Source organism: Acidisoma sp. S159 (assembly GCF_009766125.1).
Classification (GTDB): Bacteria; Pseudomonadota; Alphaproteobacteria; order Acetobacterales; family Acetobacteraceae; genus Acidisoma.
Genome location: NZ_LMUG01000037.1, coordinates 1 through 1527 on the forward strand (window position 1 = coordinate 1; position 1527 = coordinate 1527).

Here is a 1527-nt window from a genome sequence, read left to right on the forward strand (position 1 = left end):
TGACGGTATCCTCCCGCCATCTCCAGAATCACAATGCGCCGAGCCGAAGCAAGCAATTAATGGGTCCTGACCCTAGGCCTTGCCCTCAGCGCACCATCGGGCGCATGGGTCTACAAGAACCGGAAGTGACATAATATCCGGACTATCATCAGATTCGGGCCCTTGTCGCAGCCGCGGCGGGGGCCTTTTCTGCGTTCATAGACTCCAGATCTAAGATGGCATCAGTATATTCTGCAGCTTGGAAATCCGGAGGGGGCCATGCAAAGCCTGGGACAGAAGCGTAAGAGCGCACTCGCTACTCTGCAGTATCAGCGGGACCAGCTCTCAGCCGAGCATGACGAAGCACAGGACCGCGCCAATATCCTTTTTGCGCAACTCCGAAACAACGCCGAGCTGACCCAGAGGATACGGTCTGGCGAAGACCCCGACGCTATCCTTCTTGAGATGCTCGCGGTCGACTGGTCGCCTGCCTATCGAGCCCCTGGTCAGGGACTTCTCGCCTTCACCTGACCATCTAGGCGTCCGCGGGTATGACGCCCTCAAGTTACTACCAGATCTTCCGGTAGTAAGGGGTGTGTCGTCCGAACTGTCTCGCAATGATGCTACGCCCTGCGACCTTTGAGGGCCGCCTGGACGCGGTCGACGGTCCAGGAATCGATGAATTCGTTGATGTCCTCTTCGGTTAGTCGATGCCCGCACCCGCCGCATATTGCCCCGATAAACTCCGCCTCTGACTGAGGCGGCCGGGGCGTACCAAAGTAGATGCCGCCACATGACGGGCACACTATCGACATCTCCGCCACGTCAAGCTCCCGAAGCCACAACCTTTGATAGCAAGGAGGCTGGTAGGAGTCTCGATATCCGTGTAGCCTTGTCAAGACCTCGACTCTTTGTGAGAGTGTCGACGCATCCACTACAACTCGGATTTGGGCTGGCGTTGTCGCCGGAAGAGGTCCGCTTACTGTGCGGGCCCCTTATCCGACGGGGCGTGAGGGCGCGCCGACAACTGTAGGCACACGCTTAAAGCAGACCTATCGCGGAGGGCGGCCTCATCGCGCCGCATGCGCTCCTGCGCGAGCAACTCAAACGCGGCACTCACCGGCACCCTGAGGCGCGCTGCGGCATTTCGGATCGGCACCTTCAAATCGTGCACGAGGTGCCAGAGGCCTGGCGCAAGGGTATCGGTCGAAGGTTCCATGGCACACCGTCATGAGTTGAGCCGGCAGTTTAGCCAGACGCTGGCAGCGCGAAGAAATGCTCACTCCGGTGAGCAGCCTCCCCTACCGCCCTCTAGCGGCGCTGAGGGCGGTAGGAACTGCCGAACTCGTGCACTCTCGTGTCATCCCGTTTGAGGCCACTCGACGTGGCGTCGGTAGTGGCGCCCACAAGCCCCCTTCAACCGCCAAACGGATCGGTGCTCCGACCTCTCTTCCGGCCCGAGCTGAAGGTCTAAGAGACCGTTTGAAAATGCTTGTGGCGGCTCGGGGAGGGATGATTCAAGCTCGGGATGTGGACCCGAGAGAACCG

The 1527-nt window shown here is 60.0% G+C and carries 1 protein-coding gene; it reads left to right on the plus strand.

Annotation, left to right across the window (positions count from 1 at the left end):
* The first annotated feature begins 258 nt into the window (after positions 1-258).
* A complete protein-coding gene (locus tag GSQ92_RS11375) occupies positions 259-510 on the plus strand; it encodes a hypothetical protein (RefSeq protein WP_159013459.1) in 252 nt (83 codons plus the stop codon).
* The last annotated feature ends 1017 nt before the right edge of the window (positions 511-1527 follow it).